20 protein-coding genes are annotated in these 18,786 nt (G+C 61.4%); 13 read left to right on the top strand and 7 right to left on the bottom strand.

Features of this window, described 5'->3' with window-relative positions; translation table 11 throughout:
- The first annotated feature begins 129 nt into the window (after positions 1–129).
- The 3 genes from B0G71_RS30295 to B0G71_RS30285 all read left to right on the top strand — a co-directional run bounded on the left by B0G71_RS30295 (position 130) and on the right by B0G71_RS30285 (position 2,220).
- Positions 130–570: a hypothetical protein gene (locus B0G71_RS30295; RefSeq protein WP_106278903.1), complete on the top strand. Its 441-nt coding sequence runs from the start codon at positions 130–132 to the stop codon at positions 568–570.
- 140 nt (positions 571–710) lie between these two features.
- The gene (locus tag B0G71_RS30290; protein WP_309546276.1) at positions 711–1,355 is read left to right on the top strand and encodes a nucleoside 2-deoxyribosyltransferase; all 645 of its coding nucleotides are present in this window, start codon (positions 711–713) and stop codon (positions 1,353–1,355) included.
- Between the two features lie 376 nt (positions 1,356–1,731).
- On the top strand, positions 1,732–2,220 hold the full coding sequence (locus B0G71_RS30285; protein ID WP_116146397.1) for a hypothetical protein: 489 nt from the start codon (positions 1,732–1,734) through the stop codon (positions 2,218–2,220).
- A 24-nt stretch (positions 2,221–2,244) separates the two neighbouring features.
- Here the strand turns inward: B0G71_RS30285 and B0G71_RS30280 are convergent, their stop codons facing one another.
- Positions 2,245–2,691, bottom strand: a complete 447-nt coding sequence (locus B0G71_RS30280; RefSeq protein ID WP_116146395.1) for a Fur family transcriptional regulator — start codon at positions 2,689–2,691, stop codon at positions 2,245–2,247.
- A gap of 617 nt (positions 2,692–3,308) precedes the next feature.
- Between B0G71_RS30280 and B0G71_RS30275 the strand changes: the two genes are divergently transcribed.
- A complete protein-coding gene (locus B0G71_RS30275) occupies positions 3,309–4,469 on the top strand; it encodes a porin (RefSeq protein ID WP_116146394.1) in 1,161 nt (386 codons plus the stop codon).
- 93 nt (positions 4,470–4,562) lie between these two features.
- Here the strand turns inward: B0G71_RS30275 and B0G71_RS30270 are convergent, their stop codons facing one another.
- The gene (locus B0G71_RS30270; RefSeq protein ID WP_116146392.1) at positions 4,563–5,228 is read right to left on the bottom strand and encodes a DsbA family oxidoreductase; all 666 of its coding nucleotides are present in this window, start codon (positions 5,226–5,228) and stop codon (positions 4,563–4,565) included.
- A gap of 229 nt (positions 5,229–5,457) precedes the next feature.
- Between B0G71_RS30270 and B0G71_RS30265 the strand changes: the two genes are divergently transcribed.
- Positions 5,458–5,751: a DUF1330 domain-containing protein gene (locus B0G71_RS30265; RefSeq protein WP_116122916.1), complete on the top strand. Its 294-nt coding sequence runs from the start codon at positions 5,458–5,460 to the stop codon at positions 5,749–5,751.
- A 62-nt stretch (positions 5,752–5,813) separates the two neighbouring features.
- Here the strand turns inward: B0G71_RS30265 and B0G71_RS30260 are convergent, their stop codons facing one another.
- From B0G71_RS30260 to B0G71_RS30250, 3 genes are all read right to left on the bottom strand, one after another.
- Complete coding sequence (locus B0G71_RS30260; RefSeq protein ID WP_106278890.1) at positions 5,814–6,665, bottom strand: carbohydrate ABC transporter permease; 852 nt, start codon at positions 6,663–6,665, stop codon at positions 5,814–5,816.
- A complete protein-coding gene (locus B0G71_RS30255) occupies positions 6,662–7,552 on the bottom strand; it encodes a carbohydrate ABC transporter permease (protein ID WP_116146391.1) in 891 nt (296 codons plus the stop codon). Before B0G71_RS30255 ends, B0G71_RS30260 begins: the two co-directional genes overlap by 4 nt.
- A gap of 143 nt (positions 7,553–7,695) precedes the next feature.
- Positions 7,696–8,928 carry an ABC transporter substrate-binding protein gene (locus B0G71_RS30250; protein ID WP_012428989.1) on the bottom strand — a complete coding sequence of 411 codons (1,233 nt, stop codon included), beginning with the start codon at positions 8,926–8,928 and terminating at the stop codon, positions 7,696–7,698.
- 281 nt (positions 8,929–9,209) lie between these two features.
- Here B0G71_RS30250 and B0G71_RS30245 point away from each other — a divergent pair, with 281 nt between their 5' ends.
- The 3 genes from B0G71_RS30245 to B0G71_RS30235 all read left to right on the top strand — a co-directional run bounded on the left by B0G71_RS30245 (position 9,210) and on the right by B0G71_RS30235 (position 12,168).
- Positions 9,210–9,983 carry an SDR family oxidoreductase gene (locus B0G71_RS30245; protein WP_116146389.1) on the top strand — a complete coding sequence of 258 codons (774 nt, stop codon included), beginning with the start codon at positions 9,210–9,212 and terminating at the stop codon, positions 9,981–9,983.
- Between the two features lie 65 nt (positions 9,984–10,048).
- A complete protein-coding gene (locus B0G71_RS30240; RefSeq protein ID WP_116146388.1) occupies positions 10,049–11,131 on the top strand; it encodes an ABC transporter ATP-binding protein in 1,083 nt (360 codons plus the stop codon).
- A gap of 173 nt (positions 11,132–11,304) precedes the next feature.
- Positions 11,305–12,168, top strand: a complete 864-nt coding sequence (locus B0G71_RS30235) for a MurR/RpiR family transcriptional regulator (RefSeq protein ID WP_012428992.1) — start codon at positions 11,305–11,307, stop codon at positions 12,166–12,168.
- 12 nt (positions 12,169–12,180) lie between these two features.
- Here B0G71_RS30235 and B0G71_RS30230 read toward each other — a convergent pair whose 3' ends face one another.
- Both B0G71_RS30230 and B0G71_RS30225 read right to left on the bottom strand, forming a co-directional pair.
- Positions 12,181–13,068, bottom strand: coding sequence for an IclR family transcriptional regulator (locus tag B0G71_RS30230; protein ID WP_116146386.1), 888 nt, complete (start codon positions 13,066–13,068; stop codon positions 12,181–12,183).
- Positions 13,065–13,952, bottom strand: coding sequence for an IclR family transcriptional regulator (locus B0G71_RS30225; protein ID WP_116146385.1), 888 nt, complete (start codon positions 13,950–13,952; stop codon positions 13,065–13,067). Before B0G71_RS30225 ends, B0G71_RS30230 begins: the two co-directional genes overlap by 4 nt.
- A 239-nt stretch (positions 13,953–14,191) precedes the next feature.
- Between B0G71_RS30225 and B0G71_RS30220 the strand changes: the two genes are divergently transcribed.
- The 5 genes from B0G71_RS30220 to B0G71_RS30200 all read left to right on the top strand — a co-directional run bounded on the left by B0G71_RS30220 (position 14,192) and on the right by B0G71_RS30200 (position 18,784).
- The gene (locus B0G71_RS30220) at positions 14,192–15,151 is read left to right on the top strand and encodes an MBL fold metallo-hydrolase (protein ID WP_116146383.1); all 960 of its coding nucleotides are present in this window, start codon (positions 14,192–14,194) and stop codon (positions 15,149–15,151) included.
- A 54-nt stretch (positions 15,152–15,205) separates the two neighbouring features.
- Positions 15,206–16,915, top strand: a complete 1,710-nt coding sequence (locus tag B0G71_RS30215; protein WP_116146382.1) for an FAD-dependent oxidoreductase — start codon at positions 15,206–15,208, stop codon at positions 16,913–16,915.
- A 54-nt stretch (positions 16,916–16,969) separates the two neighbouring features.
- Positions 16,970–17,206, top strand: a complete 237-nt coding sequence (locus tag B0G71_RS30210; protein WP_116146380.1) for a DUF2783 domain-containing protein — start codon at positions 16,970–16,972, stop codon at positions 17,204–17,206.
- A gap of 312 nt (positions 17,207–17,518) precedes the next feature.
- Positions 17,519–17,995 (top strand): hypothetical protein, encoded by a 477-nt coding sequence (locus tag B0G71_RS30205; RefSeq protein WP_116146379.1) that lies wholly within the window; start codon positions 17,519–17,521, stop codon positions 17,993–17,995.
- An 87-nt stretch (positions 17,996–18,082) separates the two neighbouring features.
- Entirely contained in the window at positions 18,083–18,784 is a 702-nt protein-coding gene (locus B0G71_RS30200; RefSeq protein ID WP_116146377.1) for a 4'-phosphopantetheinyl transferase superfamily protein, read from the top strand.
- Positions 18,785–18,786: the final 2 nt, after the last annotated feature.

Below are 18,786 nucleotides of genomic sequence, written 5' to 3'. Positions count from 1 at the left end.
AAAAGCTTCCGCTCTCGGCCCCTCGATCATTTTGTTACACGTCTTACCGATGTGCTGCGACGTGGTTACAAGAGCCTTTCAAAAGCGCGGTTATACTCGGCGCCGTCAACAACAATGAAAGAGCTTTTTATGTCGAAGAAAATCCTCAAGATTGTTGCCGTTGCGGCGCTCGCGGCTTCGGCGTCGTTGTCGGCAATGGCTGGCGATATGAACAACGCGCTGGGTGGCGCGCTCGGCGGCGTGGCCGGCGCTGCGCTGGGCGGCGCGGTAGGCGGCAGCACGGGCGCCGTGCTTGGCGGCGCAGTGGGTGGCGGCGCCGGCGGCGCGGTCACGTCGAACCGCAGGGAGCGCACCGGTGCCATTATTGGCGGCGCGCTGGGCGGCGGCGCGGGCACGGCGGCCGGCAATGCGATGGGCGGTCGCGGCGGTGGTCTTGTCGGCGCTGCGTTGGGCGGCGGTGCGGGTTCGGCGCTCGGCGGCAACATCTCGCGCTCCAACTCGTATGCCGACGACTATTCCCGCGGCGACCGATCGGGCAAGCGTCATCATAAGCATCGGCATTACGACTGAACGGCACGCGAGAGGCCGGCGTAGTGCGTAGCACAGATACGTGTCTGCGCGCCCAGAGTGCCGGGCGATAGGTGGCCGACGCTCTGCATTGACTTTGCTTCCTCGATGGTTATCGTAAACGGTCCTCGCAGCGCAGTCGCATGCCGACACGCGTTGCGAGAATACTTCACGATTCCTCCGTCCTCAGGAGACAAACAAAGATGCCACGAGTGTATTGCGCTGGTCCGCTCTTCAACGCAGCCGAACGAGCCGAAATGGATTCGATCGCCGCCACGCTGGAGGCGGCGGGCTTGACGACATTTCTTCCGCATCGCGACGGTCTCGAGTTCGCGAAGCTGAAGCCGGAACTCGAGAAACTCGGCGCGTCGGTTGAAGAAGCCGCGGACATGCTCGACCGCGCAATCTTCAGCCTGGATACGTATCAGTTGCTCAGGCGTTGCGATGTGGTCGTCGCCAATCTCAACGGCCGCGTCGCCGATGAAGGCACGGTTGTCGAGGCATCGTTGGCGTGGCACGCGGGCAAACCGCTCGTGCTCTTCAAGGCTGACGCACGGTCCATGCTCAGCGGCTCCGACAATCCAATGCTCACGGGCCTGGCCGATTTCCACTTGGTCGACCAACTGTCCGCGTTGCCCCAGGCTGTTGTGGACGCTGTCAAACGCGATCGGAGTGACAGAGTGGAACGGACATTGGAGAGTGGCGCGGAGATCGCGTCGCTTCGCGAGAGCGGTGGTGAGTTGAGCGCGCTTGCAAAGACGCTGTACAGCGCTTTCAAGAAAACCTGAGCCTCGTTGCGCCGATGCAGATATCTCTGCGCTAGTTAAGACGAGCCGCACTCACAGAAAGAAACGGGTCCCGAGTCGCAACGCAATTCATCACACGAAAGTGGAGGTGATACCCCCACTTGACGGTGCATCTTCCGAGTGCGAGTATCGCCGCCCAATGAGCATGAATTGCTGATTCGCAGCAGGCTCCGCGCGCTGCAACACAATTGCTGAACGCTGCGGGTGCATGTGCCGCGTGCACGGATGACTGGCGAAATGGCCAGCCGCGGCACGCGTCGGCACACAAGAAAACTAAATAGAGCGGTTTGAAAAAGACCGCCTTTGGAACGTATACAAGGACCGATCCCTCACTATAGATTTTCGACGGAGGTCACTCATGCTGTTTCATGCTTCCATCCCGGCACACAATCCGGAACACGTCGCACGTGTCATTGCCGAACTGTGGGGCGGATTTCACGCACCGTTCCCTTCCTTTCCCGATTCTTGGATGGCGATTGCCGGCGACGACCGTGGCTCGATCATCGAGACTTATCCCAACGAACGCGTGCTTAGCCCCGGCGGCGAACAGGGCTCGTTTGTTGCGGAGGCGGGCACCGCCTCGCGATACAGCGCATTTCACATTGCCATCGCGAGCAAACTGTCCCCCGAGGAAGTATTGGCGATCGGCGACCGGGAGGGCTGGCGTGCGGTGCGCTGCACGCGCGGTCACGACTTTTTCGATGTGATCGAGTTGTGGATCGAAAACGTTCTGCTGATCGAAGTGCTGACGGAAGAGATGCAGAAACAGTATCTGGCCTTTGCCACGCCAGCGAACTTCCGCGCGTTTGCGGCTGCTGCGGCAGAAGCTTCAGCGGCGCAAGTATGAGTCGAGAAGCGGTGTCGCGGGTCTCTAGCTCCTGACTACGGCTTTTGCCCGCGCGCCGCTCTTTCTGCAACTGGCACACATGCCGAACAGAACCAACTGACGTCCCGTCACCGCGAAGTCGAGGCTGCTCGCGATAGACTGCTGTCGCGCCTCGATTTCCGCGTCAAAGAACTCATAGATTCGACCGCAGACCGTGCAGACGAGATGGTCGTGCCGGGTCCCGTCATTCAGTTCGTAGACCATGCGGCCGTCGCCAAAGGCCACGCCGGACAATAAATCCGCATCCACGAGTTGACCGAGCACGCGATAGACCGTGGCAAGACTCATGTTGCGCACGTCTTCGTTGAGAAGCTTATAGACCTGTTCAGCTGTGAAGTGGTCGCGAGCGTGCTCGTGAAAAAACTCCAGCACCAGGACTCGCGGGAACGTCGGCCGCAGGCGGGCTCGCTCCAGAATACGATGAATGTGCATGGATGTCGTGGCAATGGAGAACCGGCGGCTGCCCCGTAGGATTCCAGGTCGCCGCCATGAAGAAGTCGTCGGGGATCACGTCGTGCTGTTTCGGCAAGACGAACCGCGAGTGGCCGAACTATGTAAGCCGCGTCCTTAAGAGAACCTTAAGCGGCAGTTTCGGGACGCATTGGACGACCGCGGATCGATGTGCCGAAACGAGTTCTTCCCGATAAATTACGTAATCCTTTCGCGCGATTGTTGTCGTTAATCCCGCACCACACTTCCGTCACACGCCGCAACACGTTAAGCTCCCGCCCCTCATTGTTCCTTTGACGCCACGCCGCTTATTTTTTTGACGACGCATTTATTTTCATCGTCCTATGATCGGGGGGCTCGTTTCCGCCGCGCTAGCTAGCACGCGCCGACTGAGCCGACTTGAAAACCATGCAATAGATAAGCGCACACTTTGGCATAGCCATTGAAATGACGTGTCGCGCAATAAACATCCAATAATTAATTATGCTTCTCGCAGTTTGCGCAACAACCGTTTCGAATGTATTGCATGCGTGTTTACGGCGTTGGTGGAAAGAGCAATTGATACCCTCAATTACCGCTTGATCACGGAGCCAACAAGTATGAAAAAGTCTTTACTCGCGGCCGCGCTCTTCGGCGCATTTACGATGTCGGCGCATGCGCAAAGTAGCGTGACGCTCTACGGCCTCATCGATACGGGATTGGTTTACACGAACAATCAGTTTGGGCACAGCAACTGGCAGGTATTGAGCAGTTCGACCCAGAACACGGTGTTCGGTCTCAAGGGCTCGGAGGATCTGGGCGGCGGCTTGCACGCGATCTTCAAGCTCGAACAAGGGTTTCTGCTGAACAACGGGGCGCAGGCATTCTCCGGTAATGGTTTCGGTTCTCAGGCATGGGTCGGCCTGCAAAGCGATCCTTACGGCACCTTGACGTTCGGCCGCCAGTTCGACGTGATGAACGACCTCGTCGGACCGCTTACCGCAGAGTTCAACACGTGGGGCGGCAGCATGGCCGCGCATCCGTTCGAAAACGACAACCTTGCTGCGAATTCCGTCGTGATCAACAACTCGGTCAAGTACGCGAGCCCGACTTACCGCGGCGTTACGTTCGAAACGATGTATTCGTTCAGCAACAAGGCGGGCGACTTCGGGAATAACCGGTCTTACGGTTTCGGCGTTTCGTATGCGCAAGGTCCGCTGAATCTTGCCGCCGGCTATCTGCAACTGAACAACGCGGGCAATGGCAGCGGCGCGGTGACTTCGAGCGATACCAGCGCGAACTTCCTCGCAGAACGCCAGCGTATCTGGTCGCTGGGTGGTAACTACACGTTCGGGCCGGCTACGGTCGGGCTGGTTTGGAGCCACACTCAGATCGACAACGCGTCGGGCGTGTTCTCGTTCGGCACGGGCAGCTATCTCGGTTCGGGCGATACCTCCGCGGGATCGCTGGGTGGTTCGCTGCGTCTCGACAACTACGAGGTGAACGCAAAGTACGCGCTCACGCCGGCGTTGAGCGTTTCCGGCGCGTACACGTACACACATGGCGCGTATAACGGTTCCTCGCCGGGATGGAACACGGCCATGCTGCAAACCGACTACTCGATCAGCAAACGCACGGACTTCTATCTCGAAGGCGTCTATCAGAACGTGCATGGCGCGCCTGCGGACTCCGTGCTCTCGCATGCCATGATCAACACGTTGTCGCCGTCCGCGACCAACACGCAAGTGGCGGTCACCGTGGGCATGCGTCACGCGTTCTAAGCAGGCTCGCTTCAAGTGAGGTGAACACGCATGCCCTGTTTTTGCAGGGTATGCGTCGTCATGCTCGGAACGATCAGGGCACGACGTTCAGCGTTACGTGTTCTGTGAACCTTCGTCCTTCGCTTCAGCCAGAATCTGCTGGATGGCTTGCTCGAAAGTTTCGACAGGCTGTCCGCCACTCACCAGGTAGCGACGGTTGAAGATAATGGCCGGCACCGACTGAATACCCATTGCCTCGTTATTCCGTTCCTCTGCGCGAACTTCAGCGGCATAGGTTCGGTTTTGCAGTACGTCACGCGCCTTCACGGCATCGAGCCCGACGGACTGCGCTGCCTCGATTAACACTTCATGATCGCTTGGGTCTTTGCCGTCAGCGTGATACGCCTGCAGCAGCGCCAACTTGAGCGGCAACTGCTTGCCCTCGATGCCCGCCCAATGCAGCAGACGGTGCGCGTCGAAGGTGTTGTACACGCGGTTGCGCGGGCCAAAAGTAAAACCGACGCTCGCGCCGCGCTCGCGGATCGCGGCCTGCGTTTCGGCGATCTGCTCCGGCGTGCGGCCGTATTTTTTGCCGAGGTAGTCGACAATGGCCTCGCCGTCCGGTCCCATGTCGGGATTCAATTCGAACGGATGCACGACGATTTGCGCGTCGACGGCGTCGCCGAGACGCGAAATCGCGCGTTGGAGCGAGGAGAGGCCGATCGCGCACCACGGGCATGCGATATCGGAGACAAAATCGATAGTGAGCGCTTGAGTCATTGCTGTGTTCCGGTCGTGTGTCAAAGCGAAATCCGCAGACAGCGTAACCGGTATTGCCATTATTTGCAGGACCGCCCTCGTGACGTAACGCGAGCCGGCGCCTTACAATTCACCAGCCGCAGTTGAGCGATTGACCGTGCGGGCGATGGGGACGCCGCGAGGCGTCATAATCCTCGTTCGCCGTCGTGCACGACAACGACTGCTTTTCCAACGTTGAAAGGAGCCTCAAATGAGCAAGGGATACTGGGTGACGTCATATCGCGCGACGAAAGACGCGGAAAAACTGGCCGCGTATGCGCAGCTCGCCGCGCCCGCCGTGGCGGCTGCCGGCGGCAAGTTCATCGTGCGCGGTGTGGCCGAGGAGGCTCGCGAGCAGGGCTTGAAGGAGCGGACGGTCGTGATCGAATTTCCGACCTATGAGGCGGCCGTCGCCGCCTACGAGAGCGAGCCCTACAAGAAAGCGCTGGCCGCATTGGGCGACGGCGTTGAGCGCGATCTGCGGATTGTGCGCGGCACGGATTAACCCGAAAGCGAATGAAACGGCGAGCGCGAGCTGCTCATGCAGTTGTGCGCTCGCCCCAACATCTATTTCACGGCCCCTAGCGCGAGCCCCTTCACCAGATACCTCTGCAACCACGCGAACACCACAGAGACCGGCAACGTCGCGCAGAGTGTAGCGGCCATCACCAGATGCCACTGGACCACGTATTTCCCGGCAACCATGTCGGTCACCTGCACGGTCAGCGTTTTGTTCTCAGGTGAGCGGATCAAGGTGTAGACCACGGCAAACTCGTTCCACGCGTTGATGAACGTGAAGATCGCGGTGACGACGATCGCGGGCACCGCGAGCGGCAGGAACACTTTGAAGACCGCCTTGGTCCGTCCGCATCCTTCGAGCCACGCCGATTCTTCCAGATCCCGCGGCACCGTCTGAAAGTACGAAGACAGCATCCACACGGCAAACGCGATATTGAATGCAGCGTAGGACACGATCACGCCGATCTTGGAATCGACCAGGTTCCCGTCGCCGTAGGGAATCATCGCTGCCAGCCGGAACAGGCCGACCACCAGCAGAATCGGCGACAGCATCTGTGTGACGAGCAGAAACTGACGGTAGAGCCCGCGTCCGCGAAACGGGAATCTCGCCAGGGCGTAGGCCGCGGGCAAGCTGACGGCCAATGCAAGCGCGGTCGACAGCAAGCTGATCACCGTGCTGTTGCGCAGCGCCACGCCGAAATTGGCCGCCACCCACATATCGGAGAAATTGCTCCACTGCCAATGCACGGGCAGCCAGCGCGCCGGATACACAAAAATCTCGGAAGCCGGCTTCAACGCGGTGAACAGCATGACGGCAAACGGAAACAGCACCACTACGATCAGTGGCGACAACGCGAGCCAGCACCACAGCGTGCGCTTCATCTTGACGCTGAGACTCATGACGGATCCCCTTCTTTCGCGGGCTGCAGGCGCAGATAGGCGATCGAGAAAATGAACAGCATGACGAGCATGATCAGCGACACCGCCGCGGCTTCGCCGGGACGCCCGAGCCGGAAGCCGAGCTCATAAAGATACGTGACGAGAATGTGCGTGCTGTTGTCGGGGCCGCCCTGCGTCATCACCCAGATGATCGGAAACGAGTTGAACACGTAGATCACGTTCAACAGAATCGTCATGTTGATGAACGGCCGCAACAGCGGCATGGTGAGTTTGCGGAACTGCTGCCAGGCGCTTGCGCCGTCCATGCGTGCGGCTTCGTAAATATCGCCGGGCACCGAAGACAAGCCGCCCAGCAGAATCGTCACGGTAAACGGAACCGACACCAGAATGCCGACCGCGATTTCGACCGGAAACGCGAGTTCCGGCGTGGCCAGCCAATGAATCGGTCCGCTGATCAGGCCGAGCCTCTGCAACGTGACGTTGACCATGCCGTAGTCGTCGTTGAAGGCCCAGCGCCAGACCACGGCGGTCATGGTCAGCGAGACGGACCACGGCAGCATCACGATCGTACGCGCCACGCCGCGCCCATAGAAATCCTGGTTCAGCACGAGCGCAACGGGCACGGAGATCAGCACCGTGCCACCCACCACGCAGATGGTCCAGACAATGGTCCGCCTGGCTGCCGCAAGAAACGCGGGATCGCCAAAGATCGTGTAGAAATTCTGCAGACCAGTGAACTCGCGAATGGCACCGAAGCGTGAGACCTCGTGCAGCGATTGCCACACGATGTTGAAAATCGGATAGCTGATGATGAAGAGCGCCAGTACCAGGCTCGGCGCTATCAGCAACCAGGGCGCTTGCAGGCGCGAAGAAGCGGAGCGGCTCATGCGTGCTCGATCGTAAGACGCGTCCGCATCAAGGGGCGGGCGCGACGGGATGGGCCGGATAGTGCATTACGACCGAAACGCGCACCGCCTTTGCAATGACGGTGCGCGTTCCGGGTTCAGCAGATCGTTACGAGACAGCGCGATTACTTGCCAAGCGACTTGTTCGCTTGGGCGGCCGCCGCGTTCAATGCGTCGGCCGGCTTCGCCTTGCCCAAATAAATCGACTGCATTGCGTCGGTCACGGCCTTCGCGGTGTCTTCCCAGCCGGTCACGGTCGGCGCAAAGTGAGCGGTCGGCAGCAGCGCGACGAAGGCCTTGGTGTCGGGATCGTTGAACGCCGGGTCGGTCGCCTCAGCCTTGGTGGTCGGCAGGAAGCCTTCGGTCGTGGTGAACTCCACGCGCGGTTCCTTCGTGAACAGATAGTCGAGGAACTTCCACGCCGACTTCTTCACCTTCGAGTTCTTGAACATCACGATCGAGTCGGTCACGGCGTACGTAGCGTGCGTCGTGCCCATCGGAATCGGATCGATGCCGTACTTCAGGTTCGGCGCTTCCTTCTTGATCTGTTTGGCGAGGAACGGTGCGGAGATCATCATCGCAACGCGGCCTTGCTTGAACAGGTTCTGCACGTCTTCACGGCTATAGCCGGTCACGCCCGGTTGCGTCAGGCCCTGGTCGATCATCGTCTTGTACAGCGTGGCTGCCTTGATGCCGGCCGGCGAATTGAAGGCAGCCTTGCCGTCCTTGCCGACCACGTCGCCGCCGTTGGTCCACAGGGCGTAGTAATAGTAGACGTCGGTTTCGATTTCCTTGCCTTGCAGACCAAAGCCGGCAATGCCCTGCGCCTTCAGTTTCTTCGACGCTTCGATCACGTCGTTCCAGGTCTTCGGGCCGTCGGGATAGCCGACCTTGGCGAGCAGGTCTTTGTTGTAGTACAGCCCACGCGCGGACGCGGCGATCGGCAGGCCGTACACCTTGCCGTTGATCTCACCCGGTGCGAGGAATGGGCCGATGAAGCGGCTTTTGAAGTTCGCGTCCATGTAGCCGTCGAGCGGCTCGGCGACGTCGTCCTTCACGAAGTCGAGCAGCCAGCGCGTGCCGACGATCGCGAGATCGGCGTTGGCGTTGCCGGAAATGTCTGTCTGCAGTTTCTGCTGCAGCGTGTCCCAGTTCACGTCTTCGATCTTGATGGTCGTGCCGGGATTGGCCTTCTCGAAGTTGCGGGCCATTTTTTCGAAGTACGGCGCGGTCGCGTCGCTGTAGTGTGCGACGGTCACGCGAACCGTGTCGGCGTGAGCCGCGACGGCGATACCTGCAAACGCGAGCGCCACGGCAACTTTGCCTAGCGCGAGGGAAGCACGGGCATGCAACGACATTTCTCTCTCTCCTGGATGGTTTGCTGCCGTCGCCGGCCGCTTCGGGTTGAATTGTTTGTAAAAATCCTACATGACGCAAAATTGCTTGTCACGTAGGGTCTGCCATATTTTTTCCCGGCTGGTTTTGTGCATAAGATGCTGTAAAGCAGGGATATTCTGCACAACGCGATGTCACGGATACCCAATCTTCGGGATGACTAGACAACTGTATCGCGTATGGATTTGTAGGAAATTTACACGCTAATCCGGGCTGATGGCGTGGTCGAACAGCGAGGCGGACAATGAATCGTGTGGTGTTGGTAACGGGCGCTTGCGGCGGCATCGGCAGCGTGTTGTGCAAGCGCTTCGTGGAGCAGGGCGATACGGTTCTGGCGCTCGACATCGACGCCGCCGCGCTGCAGGCGTTGGGCGCGCAACTCGGCGAGGCGCACGTCACGCCGATCGCCGTCGATCTCGGCGACGCCGCCGCAGTGCAGCAAGCGGTGGCCGCTGCGGTCGAACTGCGCGGTCCGGTGGATGTGCTGGTCGCCAACGCGGGCGCCGCCGAAGGTCTGACGCTTGCCACGACCGACGTCGCGAGCTGGCAGCGCGACATTCATCTAAATCTGAACGGCACGTATCACGCGGTTGAAGCGGTGCGCGCGTCGATGATCGAGCGGCAGCGAGGCGCGCTGGTGCTGATCGGCTCGGTGAACGGCATGGCCGCGCTCGGTCATCCGGCGTACAGCGCGGCGAAGGCCGGGCTCATCAGTTACACGAAAGCGCTCGCGCTCGAACTCGGCCGCTACGGCATTCGCGCGAACATCGTGTGTCCGGGCACGGTAAAGACGCAGGCTTGGCAGGCGCGCGTCGACAAGAATCCGCAGGTCTTCGAGGATCTGAAGAAGTGGTACCCGTTGCGCGACTTCGCGACGCCTGACGACATCGCCGACGCGGTGCTGTTTCTGGCCTCGCCGATGGCGCGCGTGATTACCGGCGTCGCGCTGCCGGTCGACGGCGGCCTGATGGCCGGCAACCGTTTGATGGCGGAAGAACTGACACTCGAGTCGCTCTGACCCGCCCGCAGCGGCATTGCAAGCAGCACGAGATCGAGTCAACCAGGCAAGACGATGAGGACAGCATGGCAGCAGTGCAACTGAGCGGCATCTTCAAACGCTATGGCGACACGCAGGTGGTGCACGGCATCGATCTCGACATCGACGACGGCGAGTTCGTCGTGCTGGTCGGCCCGTCGGGCTGCGGCAAGAGCACGTTGATGCGCATGGTGGCCGGGCTCGAGGAAATCAGCGGCGGCGATCTGCTGATCGGCGGCACGCGCGCGAACAGTCTCGCGCCGCAGCAGCGCAATATCTCGATGGTGTTCCAGAGCTACGCGCTGTATCCGCATCTGTCCGTCTACGAAAACATCGCGTTCGGGCCGCGGATTCGCAAGGAGTCGTCGGCGAGTTTCAAGCCTCGGATCGAGGCCGCGGCGAAGATGCTGAACCTCGGCGGCTATCTGGACCGCTTGCCGCGCGCGCTCTCGGGTGGCCAACGGCAACGCGTGGCGATGGGCCGCGCGGTGGTGCGCGAGCCGTCGCTGTTCCTGTTCGACGAACCGCTATCCAATCTCGACGCCAAACTGCGCGTGCAGATGCGCACCGAAATCAAGGCGCTGCATCAGCGGCTGAAGAACACGGTGATCTACGTCACGCACGATCAGATCGAAGCCATGACGATGGCGGACCGCATCGTCGTCATGAACGCGGGGCGCATCGAGCAGATCGGCCGGCCGCTGGAACTGTACGACCATCCGGCGAATCTGTTCGTGGCGAGCTTTCTCGGCTCGCCGTCGATGAACTTTGCCGAAGGCGTGATCGCGAGCCGCGCGCAAGGGCAGGGCCTCGCGTTGAATCTCACGGATGGCGGCGAGATCGTGCTGGAAGGTGCGCCCGCTTCGGCGGTGATCGGCGCGAAGGTCACGCTCGGCGTGCGGCCGGAACACATCGAAACCATGACTCCTGCGCCCGACGCGACGATGGAAGTCGAAGTGGTCGAGCCGACTGGCGCGGAGACTCACTTGTACGGGAAAATAGGCGGCAGCACGTGGTGCGTGACGACACGTCAGCGCTCGAAAATCGAGCCCGGCCAGCGCGTCACGCTGCGCTTGCCGGCCGAGCATATTCATCTGTTCGATACGGAGAGTGGACGCAGGCTGGTCTGAACCGCGTGTTGCCGTTTGAGGCCGATACGAGCTTGCCTCAGGCGCACTGACGCTGCGACGCGACGCGGATTTATTTAACGCATGAGAATGCGCCGGGCCGCCCCAGGTTTTCTCACCCCATCGGGGGCCTGGCGCGAAGCGACAGGTCTGGGGGCGCTTTGAAGGAACACCGGGTGTCCGCACCGAACTTGATTCCCCACATCCGCAGCGCACTCGCCAATTTGCGGCCCGCCGAGCGCAAGGTCGCCGAGATGGTGCTGAGCGACGTCGACTTCGCGATGCGAGCGAGCATTACCGAACTCGCACAGCGCGCCGAGGTGTCCGAGCCTTCCGTCACGCGCTTTTGCCGCGCCATCGGCGCGCATGGTCTGCGCGACTTCAAGATGCAACTGGCGCAGAGCGTGGCGGGCGGGCTGCCGTATGCATCCACGGCGGTGGCGCGCGACGACGACGTGCAGACGCTCATGGACAAGGTGGGCGAGGCGGCGGTCGACGGCATCACCCATGCGCGTGGCGCGCTGGATCCGGCGGTGGTCGAGAGTGCGATCGCGGCGTTGTCGAGCGCGCGGCGGGTGTTTTTCTTCGGTGTGGGTTCAGGCTCGGGGCTCGTCGCGCAAGATGCGGCGCTGCGGTTTCTGCGGCTCGATATTGCATCCACGGCGTTTACGGATGGGCATTTGCAGCGTCTTTACGCAGGCCTGATGGAGCCCGGCGATGTGGCTTTCGCGATTTCGCATTCGGGCCGCAGTGTCGAAGTCAACGAGAGCATCCAGATTGCCAAGGAGCGTGGCGCGACTACGATCGCGCTGACCAATGTCGGCTCGCGGTTGGCGTGGCTAGTGGATATACCGCTACTGCTGCGCGTGCCGAGCCCGATCGATCCGAACACGCCGGGCGTGTCGCGGCTCGTGCATCTTTGCATCATGGACGCGCTGGCGATCGGCGTCGCGCTCAAGGCCGGGCCGAAGACGCTCGAGAAGATGCGGCACGCGAAGGCGAGGCTGGCGTCGCATGAGCCGGAGGCGGCGGGGGATTGAGAGGCCGCGGGGCTATGCCATCCATCCAAACCGCCGCGACAACCTCGAGGTCGCGGCGCGCAAAGTCTGCGCCGGACCACCCGCCAATTCACTGTCGAAGCTGCCGCTCGGGCCCATCAACGCAAGAACGAGGCAGATGCTGCCCGTATGATCCAGCACCGGCGCGGCGAGCGTATCAATGCCCGGGACAGGCCGGCTGAGCGCCGTATCGATCCCATCCGCGCGGATTTGCGCAAGACGCTGCGCGTACGCTTGCGTTAGTGGCGGCAATGCCGACGCCGTGTCCGTGCCGCTCGCCGCTTTACCTCTGCTCGCAGGCACAGGCTTTCCTGCAAAAACCTCCGCCGCGTCCGCGCCCGCCAACCGCAGATGATCCTGCACCAGCAAACCCGCGCGCACATCGTCCGCGACATAGGCGGCGAACACGCGGCCGATCGCCGTATTCGCCAGCGACATCACCGTGCCGACACGCAGGCTCACATGCAGCGGCCGCGCCGATTCCTCCAGACGCACGACGGTCGGCCCGAGCGGACCGAGCACGGCCATCGCGACGCTCATGCCCGTCGACGTCGCCAGTTCGACCACCTCGGGCTCCGCTTCACGCGTCGGCGACAAGCGCTGCAAGCCGATCAAACCCAACTCCAGCGCGAGCGGCCCGGCTTCGAAACAGCCCGATGCATCGCGATTGAGCAAGCCGATTTTCAGCAGGCTCACCAGATGCGGAAACGCCTTTGCCGGCGGCATGCCCGCCGCGCCCGCAAGATCGCGCAGGTTCAACGGCCGCGCCGCCGCGACCAGCGCCGCCAACAATTCGCCCGTGCTATCGAGCGACTGGATGCCGCGCTGCGGTTTCGCATCAGCGGAGGAATAAGCTTGAGAAGTGTCGAGCGAATCGGTCACGATGCGGAAGAAGCCAGCAAGGAAGGGGCGATAGCCAGTTCAGCGCCGATGTCGCGCGCCGTCGCAAGCAGTGCACGCGCGATCGGACCGTCGGCGGCGACGTCGATCGCGCCGGTCGAGCCGATCACCGTCAGCGCCAGCGCCAAGCGGCCGTCGGCATCCAGCACGGGCGCGCTCAGGCTGCTGATGCCCGGACTCGGCACATCCACGCTGCACTCCAGCCCGCGCGCGCGGATCGCGTCCAGCGTGGCTTCAAAGACGGCGCTTTCGTCGGGCTGCGTCATGGCATTGCCGATCGCGCCCGATTGATTCGCCCACATTGCGTCAAGCACCTCGCGTCGCGAATAAGCGCAAAACACCCGCCCCGTCGACGTAGCCGGCAGCGACATCACCGTGCCCACATGCAAATTGACGTGCAACGGAAAGCCCGCATGTTCATAGCGAACGATAGTCGGCCCTTGCGGCCCGGCAATACAGATCGCGACGCTGAAGCCGACCGCTTCGGCCAACGCGGTCACGCGCGGCACTGCGGCGCGAAATGCCGGCTGGTTTTCCAGATGCAGCAAACCGAGCCGCAACGACAGCGGGCCGGGCTCGTAACGGCCCGACAGTTCGTCGCGCTTGATCAAACCCAGCCGGCTCAAGCTCACCAGGTAGGCGTGCGCCTGCCCCGGCGCGATCTGCGCCGCGCCGGCGAGGTCGGAGAGAGCGAGCGGCGTGCGCGCCTGCGCCAGCGCCAGCAACACGCGGCCGCCCACTTCGACGCTCTGAATGCCGCGCTGCGTCTTGCCGCCGTCCGCCGTCTCACTGCCGCCCGCGCCTTTGCCCGTGGCCGATTTCGCTGCTTTGCTCACACCCGCGCTCGTCCGTGAAAAAGGGTCCATGTTAACCGAAGGCCTGTGCCTTCCAGTCCTCATCTTAGGCTTCGCAAGATTTGCGTATAGCGATACATTTCGCTATTGACAAATAATCGGACGCCGTCCTAATATGCATTCACCCCGACATACCGGCGCAGTTATAGAGTCAAGAAACGGGGCGAGACAATCCTGCAATACCGTCAGCCCGCGCGGCCTTCGCGCAGCCGGCCGTCTCGCCTCACGTCCAATTTTTGAGGGAGACAAGCATGGCAAAGGCATTCGCATCCCAGGCCGATCTGGAAGTCAAGAAAGTCACGTGGACCAAGCTGTCCGAGAACGCCTACGCGTACACCGCCGAGGGCGATCCGAACTCGGGCGTGATCATCGGCGACGACGGCGTGCTGATCGTCGACACCACCGCCACGCCGGCCATGGCGCAAGACCTCATCGCGAAGATTCGCAGTGTCACGGATAAGCCGATCAAATATGTCGTGCTGTCGCATTACCACGCGGTGCGCGTGCTCGGTGCATCGGCGTATTTCGAGGAAGGCGCGCAGGAGGTGATCGCGAGCCGCGGCACGTACGAGATGATCGTCGAGCGCGGCGAAGCGGACATGAAGTCGGAAATTGAACGCTTCCCGCGTCTGTTCGCCGGTGTCGAAACGGTGCCGGGCCTGACGTGGCCCACGCTCGTGTTCGAAAAGGAAATCACGCTGTTCCTCGGCAAGCTCGAAGTGCGCATCGCGCATCTCGGCGCGGGTCATACGAAGGGCGATACGGTAGTGTGGCTGCCGTCGCAGAAGGTGCTGTTCTCCGGCGATCTGGTCGAATACGACGCGGCCTGCTATTGCGGCGACGCGCAGCTCGAACAATGGCCGGCCACGCTCGAGGCATTGCGCGCGCTGAAGGCCGACAAACTCGTGCCGGGCCGCGGCCCCGCGCTGACCACGCCGGAAGATGTCGAAAAAGGTCTGGACTACACGAAAGATTTCGTCACCACGCTGCTGCAACAAGGCCGTGAAGCCGTCGAACAGAAGCTCGATCTGAAGGCCGCGATGGAACACACGCGCAAGGCCATGGACCCGAAGTTCGGTCACGTTTTCATCTACGAGCACTGTCTGCCGTTCGACGTGTCGCGCGCTTTCGATGAAGCAAGCGGTATCACGCATCCGCGCATCTGGACCGCGCAGCGCGACAAGGAAATGTGGGACGCACTGCAAGCCTGATAAGAACAGACGCACAGCAAGACGAGGCAAAGCGGAGAAGGACGGAGACACAAGATGAGCATCAACTACCAGACGCTGTCGTTCGAATACCGGCCGTGCCGTGAGCAGAGCGCACAGGGCGGCGCGAACCAGGCGGCCTATCCGGTGATTGTGGTCGGCGCGGGCCCGGTGGGTCTCGCCACCGCGATCGATCTCGCGCAGCAGGGCGTGCCGGTCGTGCTGGTCGACGACGATTGTTCGTTGTCCACGGGATCGCGCGCGATCTGCTTTTCGAAGCGTTCGCTCGATATTTTCGATCGCCTGGGGTGTGGTCAGCGGATGGTGGACAAGGGCGTCAGCTGGAATGTCGGCAAGGTGTTCCTGAAAGACGAGTTGGTGTACACGTTCAATCTGCAACCGGAAGCGGGCCACAACCGGCCCGCGTTCATCAACCTGCAGCAATACTACGTTGAAGGTTTCCTGCTCGAACGCGCGCAGGAGATGCCGAACCTCGAGATCCGCTGGAAAAGCAAAGTGGTCGGCGTGCGGCAAGATGGTGCGCCCGGCACGCGCGACGCCGGCGTGACGCTGACAGTCGACACGCCCGATGGCGAGTACGCATTGCGCGGCCGCTACGTGGTCGCCGCCGACGGCTCGCGCAGCCCGATCCGCAATTTGATGGGACTCGACAGCAAAGGTGTGACGTTCAAAGATCGTTTCCTGATCGCCGACGTCAAGATGGAAGCAGAATTTCCGACTGAACGCTGGTTCTGGTTCGATCCGCCGTTTCATCCGAATCAATCGGTGCTGCTGCATCGTCAGCCGGATAACGTGTGGCGAATCGATTTCCAGTTAGGCTGGGACGCCGATCCGGTGCTGGAAAAAACACCGGAGCGCGTCATCCCGCGCGTGCGCGCGTTGCTCGGGCCTGACGCGAAGTTCGAGCTGGAATGGGTCAGCGTGTACACGTTTTCGTGTTTGCGCATGGAGCGCTTCCGGCACGGCAACGTGCTGTTCGCCGGCGACTCAGCGCATGGCGTGTCACCGTTCGGCGCGCGGGGTGCGAATAGCGGCGTGCAGGACGCGGAAAACCTCGCATGGAAACTGGCGATGGTGCTCGAAGGCAAAGCCGCGGACGCCTTGCTCGACACCTATGCAAGCGAACGCGAATACGCCGCTGATGAAAACATCCGCAACTCCACGCGCTCCACCGATTTCATTACGCCGAAGACTCCTGTCAGCCGCGTGTTCCGCGATGCGGTGCTGAAGCTCTCGCGGCGTCATCCGTTTGCGCGGCAGTTGGCCAATAGCGGCCGGTTGTCCGTGCCGGCGGTGTTGCGTGATTCTCCGCTGAATACAGCGGACTGTGACGAGTTTGAAGGGGCGATGGTGCCGGGGGCGCCGTGCGTCGATGCACCGGTGCGAGTCGCGGCACAACCGGCATGGCTGCTGCAGCAACTCGGCCAGCAATTCACCGGCGTGCTGTTCTGCGGCGAACAAGGAATCGATCAGTCGATTCAGGCCGCGTTGGACACGTTGCGTGCGGGACCGATTTTGTTGAAGCTCGTCGTGGTGACGTGTGGCGATCCGCAGACCGTTGCGTCTACGGGCGCGCAACTCGTACACGATACCGAAGGGCTGGCTCACTCACGCTACGACGCAAAGCCCGGCACGTTCTATCTGATCCGTCCGGACCAGCATGTTTGCGCGCGTTGGCGGCAACTCGATGCGGGTGATGTCGGGAATGCGTTGAAACGCGCGTTGTGCGTCGAAGGTACCGCTTGAACGGGTGACGAAGGCCGCTCGTGGCATCAACGAAAAAAATGGCTGGAGACAAACATGACACTCAACACGCAACCGAATCTCGGCCGCCCCGATGATTTCTACGAGGCATTGATCGATATGCATCGCGATCTGGACGATGCGCAGAGCCAGTCGGCCAATGCTCAATTAATCCTGCTGCTCGCCAACCATATCGGCGATCACGCCACGCTGCTCGAAGCGCTACGGCATGCCCGCGAGGGCGCAACTGACATGCCGGCCCGAAATGGTGAAACGCAGCCGCGGGCCGCTTAAGCAACTCGCGCGACCAAAAAATTATCCTCGCGTAAGGCGGATGTCGGGAGACGTCGATAGTAACGATTTGTTGCACGCGTTTCCTCTAAAACTCGCGGTTGATAACCCGTGACTTCTCTCACTTTTTTCTTTCCGACTATCGGATTCTTCTTAGCAAAGCGGCTGGTGCTCTGCCTCATACTAGCTGGCTTGTTGAGCTAGGATGCATAGGGTGTGACGTTCCGGTGGGCCACATTGTTTCGTGCCGGCGCACCATGTCCTCGTGCGTTGCCGGTGGGAAATTTCCCGCGTTCGGCTGGAAAGAGACACGAGATGAAATTGTTTTTGATAAGCGACCTTGTCGTTCAGGAGTTGGCGTCGATGAAAGTCGACGGAAAATGGCTTTCTCCAGCGCTGTTTGCCGAATCGGCGTTGCTCTGGATCAACCATTACGCGCCCGGTCTGGACGTGCCTGAAGCCTTTTTTTCCGAAGTCGAGTGCGAAGTGCTGCAGATAGCCACGCAACTCGCGGTCAAAGAATTGGCGGCAGTCGAAGATTCGCCGTTATCGCAGTTATTCGGCGACTATCCAACGGTAAATTACGCGCATCCTTTGAGCGCGAAAGCGTTGGCCGCGACGCTTGCAGCATGCCGCGAAAAAATCTCGAGTGGTTCTGAGACGGCATCGTCGAATGATGCATTCTGGTCGCGACAGTTCGCGAGCTGTGTGAGGAACGCGCCGCAGCGTCTTGGGTGTCACCCCACCCTTTGTCACTTGATGGGCCATGTCAGCGATACGTCGAAGACATGAAGCGTCGCTGAAGATCGAAGGCTTCGGACGTTATATCGGGTAGAGTCGCGGCTATGCGTCCGCGATTGCACCCATCACGTCCGAACCATGCATTCCATCGACCCTGTTCCTCTGCCTCACGACGGCCCGCCCGACATTGCATTGTGGCGGATCGACATCGACTTCACTGCGTCGCTCGACGCACCTGCCTTCGCCTCCCTCAGCGACGACGAACGCACCCGCGCTCATCACTTTCGCCGCCATGAAGACGCGTTGCGCTTCGCCAGCGTGCGCGCCGTGCTGCGTGAAGAGCTCGCGCGGCGGCTCGACATCGCGGCGCACGCCGTGCGTTTTGCGCTCGACGCCAATCACCGCCCTCATCTCGCGGATTCGGACCGCTTCGATTTCAATGTATCGCATGCGGGCGCGCACGGGCTGATCGCGATGTCGCCGGTTCGGCGCGTCGGCGTGGATATCGAGCAGCGCAGCGACAAATTCGATTGGCGTTCGATCGCGGCCTTGACGCTCGACGAGGAAGAGGCCGCGTGGATCGCACGTCTCGACGCGGGACAGCAGAGCGCTGCGTTTTACGACGCGTGGGTCGCCAAGGAAGCGCTCGTTAAAACGACGGGCGTAGGCCTAACGCGCGGGTTGCAGCATCTGAGAGTGCTGCCGCGTGAAAGCGCCTGCGTGACGCTGCGCGAACAGATTCCCGCGGATATGCGCGGTGTCGCCGCACACTGGCTCGCCCCACCGGCCGCCTACGCAGCGTGCGTGGCGTGGTCGGTGACCACATTGCGGCAAGCGTAAAG

This window comes from Paraburkholderia sp. BL27I4N3 (assembly GCF_003386115.1).
Classification (GTDB): Bacteria; Pseudomonadota; Gammaproteobacteria; order Burkholderiales; family Burkholderiaceae; genus Paraburkholderia.
This window is presented reverse-complemented; position numbering and strand designations above follow the sequence as displayed.